The following is a 4,383-nucleotide window of genomic DNA, read 5'->3' on the forward strand; positions in this document are numbered from 1 at the left end:
GCCGGGGACGCGACGCACCGCGACGCGGTAGCGGCGCCGGTCGACGGGGTCCCCGCACAGCGAGTACTGCCGCTGCCTGCCCGACGGCAGGAACAGGTCCAGGTGCGCGCCGGGGACCCAGCGGGGCAGGACGTCGCCGTCCGGCACGGTCAGGGTCAGGCCGACGACGCCGTCGGCCTCGGGGCGGATCGTGTCGACGACGAGGTCGAGATCGAATCCGCGGTAGCGCACCGGGGCGGGGCGGGACAGCAGCGGCGCGGCACGGCTCTCGGCGACCAGCGCCCGGTACGCGGCGGCGGCCCGGTCCAGCGCGCGCACCGTCCTTCCTGGACGGTAGGGCTCTACTGTGGATCCCACGACGCCTCCGTTCCGTCGTCGCGCCGCTGTCCCGCGTCGGCGGCGGGAGACCGTGCGAGGTAGCGCACCGCCTTGTCCATGTCGCCGAGCTGGGAGGGATGGAAGCCGGGGCGCAGGTACCGCGGGATCTCGGTGAGGAACAGCGTCGCCGGGGGGATCATCCCGCGCCGCGCGGCGTCGAGCAGGCGCAGCGGCCAGAACCGCCCCTTGTCCGGCGACGGGTCGGCGCGGTGCAGGTAACCCGCCGCGGCGACGACCAGCCCGGCCAGCAGCGCACTCGCCAGCACCGCGCTGCGCACCCGGCGTGCGTAGCTGCCGTCGACGTACTGGAAGGCGTCGAAGGCGACGTTGCGGTGTTCGACCTCCTCGGCGCCGTGCCAGCGGACGAGGTCCAGCATCGTCGGGTGCATCCCCGCGCGTTCCAGCACCTCGGCGTCCAGCAGCCACTCCCCGACCACCGCGGTGTAGTGCTCCATCGCGGCGAACAGCGCCAGCCGCTCGCACAGCCAGGCGTGCCGGGCCCGGCCGGTCGGCCCCGCCGGGCCGAGCACCCGGTCGGTCAGCCACTCCATCGTGCGCACCATCGGTGTGACGTCCAGGCCGAGCGAGGCCAGGTGTTCGCGGGCCCCTTCGTGGGAGGAGGCGTGTACGGCCTCCTGGCCGATGAACCCGGTCACCTCCTCGTGCAGGCGGGGGTCGTCGATCAGCGGCAGCGCCTCGGACAGCGCCTTCGCCATCGCCCGCTCGCCCTCCGGCAGCACGAGGTGCATCACGTTGATTACGTGGGTGGCCATCACCTCGCCCGGGATGTAGTGCAGGGGCACGCCGTCCCAGCGGAACTCCACGTGCCGTGCCCGGATCGCGTGTGCCTCCGCGTCGTAGCGGCGGGCACCGCGCGGATCGACGACCGGTCGGCGGCCCACCCGGGGAAATCTCACCATCATGCGCTCCTGACGCTCTCGTCGGTCACGTCGTCGGTCGTGTCGTCGGCGGGGGTCGTGTGGAACTCGGCCGGGTCGAAGGCGCGGGTGCGGGCCCGGAACTGCCGGGCGAAGCCCGGGTAGAACACGAAATTGCGCCCGGATCCGGTGAGGTAGTAACTGCGGCACCCGCCGGTGTTCCACACCGACCGGGCCAGCCCCCGGTCGGTCCGGGCGACGAAGGCCCGCTGCACGTCCCCACGCACCTCCACACCGGACAGCCCGGCCTCCCGCATGCACCGCAGCGCGCTGAGGAGGTAGCGCACCTGCGCCTCGATGGTGATGATCTGCGAGGTGTAGGTGACCGAGTTCGGTCCGAGGAGGAAGAACAGGTTCGGGAATCCGTGCACCACGGTGCCGAGGTGGGCCCGCGGCTCCCCCTGCCAGACCTCGCGCAGGCTGCGGCCGCCGCGTCCGTGGATGCGGTCGAACACCGGATGTCCGGTCATTCGGAACCCGGTGGCCAGCACGAGCGTGTCCAGGTCGTGGGTCGTGCCGTCCCGGGTGACGATCCCGTCCGGGGTCACCTCGTCGATGCCCCCGGTCACCACGTCCACGTTGGGGGCGGCCAGCGCCGGGTAGTAGCTGTTGGAGAAAGTCGGCCGTTTGCAGCCGAAGGCGTAGCCGGGGGTGAGCGCGGCGCGCAGTTCCGGGTCCCGGACCTGTCGGCGCAGGTGCGCGCGGCCGAGCCACTCGGCGCCCTTGAGCAGCGCGGGCCGGAACACCAGGCCGGGCACCATCGCCTCCTGGACGAGGTCGACACCCGTCCGGGCGAGGCGCTGCACCACGGGGGCACGGTCGAACACCCGCTGCGGCAGGCCGGTCATCGGCCGGTCCGGGTGCGGCATGATCCAGGTGGGGGTGCGCTGGAACACCGTCATCGCGGCGACCTCCGGCTGCAACCGGGGGATCACCTGCACCGCGGACGCGCCGGTGCCCACCACACCGACGCGCTCCCCGGCGAAGTCGTGCCCGTGGTCCCATTCCGCGGTGTGGAGGACCCGGCCGCGGAAGCGCTCCAGCCCCGGGAAGTCGGGCACGGACGGACTGCTGAACGGGCCCGGCGCGGCGATCAGCACGCGTGCCCGCCAGCTGCCGTGCGCGGTCGCCACGTGCCAGCGCCGCGCCCGCTCGTCCCAGGTGGCCTCGTCCACCTCGTGCCGTAGGCGCAGGTGCGGGGCGAGGCCGTAGTGCCGCACACAGTCGCGCAGGTACTCGCGGATCTCCTCCTGATACGGGTACAGCCTGCTCCAGCGCGGGTTCGGCGCGAAGGAGAACGAGTACAGGATCGACGGGATGTCGCACTGGGCGCCCGGGTAGGTGTTCGCCTGCCAGGTGCCGCCCACCTCGCCCGCGCGTTCGAGGATCACGAAGTCCTCGAACCCGGCACGTTTGAGCTGGATCGCCGCGCACAACCCGCCGAAGCCCGCACCGAGGATCGCCACGTGCACCCGCTCGGGGTGTTCCCGCGTCGTGCCGCTCATGGTGGCCTCCGGTCGCCGGTGCCGGTGTCCGGGAAACATAGAATCTGACATCGAATGATGTCAACAGCACGTGATGTCAGAATTACCTGGGAGGATGGCGGCATGGTCACCGGAACGAGCCAGGGAAAACGCAGGTGGCGCGGCCGCGAGGCCGCGGACCGGGCCGCCACCCGGCGCGCCCAGCTCCTCGAAGCCGGAACCGAACTGATGGGGACCGGCGGCGCGGCCGGCCTGTCCATGCGCGGGGTGTGCCGGCAGGCGGGGCTCACCGAGCGGTACTTCTACGAGAGCTTCGACAACCTGGACAGCTTCGCCGTGGCCGTACTGGAGAGCGTGGTGTTCGGCGCGCGGGACACGCTGTTGGCCGCCCTGGAGACCGCGCCCCGGACCCGCGCGGAACTGATCCGGCACGCGGTGCGCGCCTTCACCGACCACGTCGTCGCCGACCCGCGACGCGGACGGATCATGCTCGGTGAGTCCATGACGTCACCGGCCCTGTCCCGCCGCGGGTGGGAACTGGTCGACGAGTTCACCGCGCCGATCGGCCTGGTCATGACCACCTCCGGCCCTGGCGACGCCGACGGGGCCGACGGCGTTGACGGGACGGACGAGCTCGGCGGAATGGACGACGCCGACATCCGGCGCAACGCGCTCGCCGTGTTCGGGGCGCTCGCCGCGCTGTACCAGCGGTGGATCGGCGACGGCTTCCCCGGCCCCCGGGAGCGATTCGAGGAACACGTCGCGGGGATCATCGAACAGATCACCGCCGCGCGTTCCCGGTGAGACCGGCGGTGTGCCGGGCGGGGTGAGGTGCCCGGCCGGTGCTCAGGGCGCCGGATTCAGCGTGTCCGAGGCGGTCATGACTCCCTGATCCGGGGCCGCGGGGAGGCCCTCCAGCGAATCGTGGTCCGTCAGGGCCCCGCATGCCGTCCTCGTCGATCCCCACGTAGGTGCTCTCCAGATCGATGTCCGTGGCGAGAAACCAGCGCCCGTCCGCGGGCCACCAGAGGTTCATCGTCTGGGATGTCCATGCGAAGACCGAGTGTCTCGCCGTGTCGATCGGTCCTGCGAACCCGGGCGACGGCTGGTTCACTCCACTCGACGGCCTGACCGACAAGGAGCCCGGCCCGTATGACCACCACCGCACACACCCGCCCGGGCACGCCCCGCGACGGCCGTGCCGCCCGTGCGGCGCTGCTCGACGAGATCGACCCGGACCGGCGCCTGGCCGACCGCCTGCGACAAGCCCTGCTGACCGTCCCCCGCGAGACCTTCGTCCCCGACCGCGGCTGGGTCTTCGACAGCGCGGGCGCGGCCGTCCCATTCGACCGGGACCGCGATCCCGACGGCTGGTGGGACCTCGCGCATGCCAACCGGGTCGTGGTGCTGCAGTTCGACGACGGCCACACCCGCTGGCCCGACGCCGGCACCCGCGCCACCTCGACGCTGTCCCAGCCGGCCGTCGTGGCGGCCATGCTCGCCGAGCTGGACGTGCGCCCCGGGCACGTGATTCTGGAGATCGGCGCCGCCAGCGGCTACAACGCCGCGCTGCTGGCCGCCCT

General features: G+C 72.5%; 4 protein-coding genes and 1 pseudogene. 2 read left to right on the forward strand and 3 right to left on the reverse strand.

Annotation, left to right across the window (positions count from 1 at the left end; genetic code table 11):
* From SACHA_RS24920 to SACHA_RS0104470, 3 genes and pseudogenes are all read right to left on the reverse strand, one after another.
* A pseudogene (locus tag SACHA_RS24920) lies at positions 1–318 on the reverse strand (oxidoreductase); the annotation flags it as partial.
* Between the two features lie 23 nt (positions 319–341).
* On the reverse strand, positions 342–1,298 hold the full coding sequence (locus tag SACHA_RS0104465) for a metal-dependent hydrolase (protein WP_020628595.1): 957 nt from the start codon (positions 1,296–1,298) through the stop codon (positions 342–344).
* Positions 1,298–2,821: a flavin-containing monooxygenase gene (locus SACHA_RS0104470; protein WP_019807508.1), complete on the reverse strand. Its 1,524-nt coding sequence runs from the start codon at positions 2,819–2,821 to the stop codon at positions 1,298–1,300. The genes SACHA_RS0104465 and SACHA_RS0104470 overlap by 1 nt, the downstream gene beginning before the upstream one ends.
* 102 nt (positions 2,822–2,923) lie before the next feature.
* Here SACHA_RS0104470 and SACHA_RS0104475 point away from each other — a divergent pair, with 102 nt between their 5' ends.
* Together SACHA_RS0104475 and SACHA_RS20260 are read left to right on the forward strand one after the other, a co-directional pair.
* Positions 2,924–3,604 carry a TetR/AcrR family transcriptional regulator gene (locus SACHA_RS0104475; RefSeq protein WP_019807509.1) on the forward strand — a complete coding sequence of 227 codons (681 nt, stop codon included), beginning with the start codon at positions 2,924–2,926 and terminating at the stop codon, positions 3,602–3,604.
* Between the two features lie 348 nt (positions 3,605–3,952).
* Positions 3,953–4,383: protein-L-isoaspartate O-methyltransferase family protein (locus SACHA_RS20260; RefSeq protein WP_039737948.1), on the forward strand; the 431-nt coding region annotated here is incomplete at its 3' end.

Source organism: Saccharomonospora halophila 8 (assembly GCF_000383775.1).
Taxonomy (GTDB): Bacteria; Actinomycetota; Actinomycetes; order Mycobacteriales; family Pseudonocardiaceae; genus Saccharomonospora; species Saccharomonospora halophila.